This is a genomic window from Periweissella ghanensis (genome assembly GCF_918814755.1).
GTDB classification, from domain to species: domain Bacteria; phylum Bacillota; class Bacilli; order Lactobacillales; family Lactobacillaceae; genus Periweissella; species Periweissella ghanensis.
Genome location: NZ_CAKKNT010000060.1, coordinates 1 through 708, shown reverse-complemented (window position 1 = coordinate 708; position 708 = coordinate 1). Strand labels below are relative to the sequence as shown.

Here is a 708-nt window from a genome sequence, read left to right as displayed (position 1 = left end):
TATGTCCTAGTGCTAAAATTAAGTCGACGAAAACCAAAGAAAGCATAGGTATAAATGATGTCCCATAACAATTGTATTCTACGTTCACTAAATTTAACAGATAAAAATATAAAATTTTCAACAGATTCTTGGAATAGTTATGAATTCCGTGGGAAAGGCCTTAATCGCCATAAAGCCCTGATCTACGATGGTGTTCTTACTTACAAGGTTACACGATGTTCTAATTGTGGTTTTACTGGTTCCATTCGGAACTATGGGTTTACAACTACTGAATGTAAATTAATTAGTACCAACGACTTTGATGTACGCTTACGCTTGAAGAAGCAACGTTTTCAATGTAAGAACTGTAATGCTACAACCGTAGCACATACACCTGATATTCCAACTAACTGTAATATTTCAAGACAAATTCGGCAACATGTCTTAATGCAAGCAAAGTCAGACATGTCTGAAAAATTAATTTCGAAGAGTATGAGTATCTCAGCCAATAGCGTCTCAAGAATAATTAATACCGAAGGTAATAAACACTACTATAAGTTTGGACAAGGCCTTCCTGAACATCTATGTTTCGACGAAATCAGAACGGCTCATTCTAGAATGAGCTTTCTTTACTGTGACTCTGATTCTCATAAATTAATTGAAATCTTGCCATACCGGACTTTGAACACCATCAGAAAGTATTTCAGTGGCTTTTCATTAGCTGCACGT

Annotated in this window: 2 pseudogenes; both read left to right on the top strand. The window is 35.6% G+C overall.

Annotation, left to right across the window (positions count from 1 at the left end):
- Positions 1 to 54: 54 nt before the first annotated feature.
- Positions 55 to 336: pseudogene (locus LQZ76_RS10105) on the top strand (hypothetical protein); the annotation flags it as partial.
- Between the two features lie 108 nt (positions 337 to 444).
- Positions 445 to 708, top strand: a pseudogene (locus tag LQZ76_RS09985) (ISL3 family transposase); the annotation flags it as partial.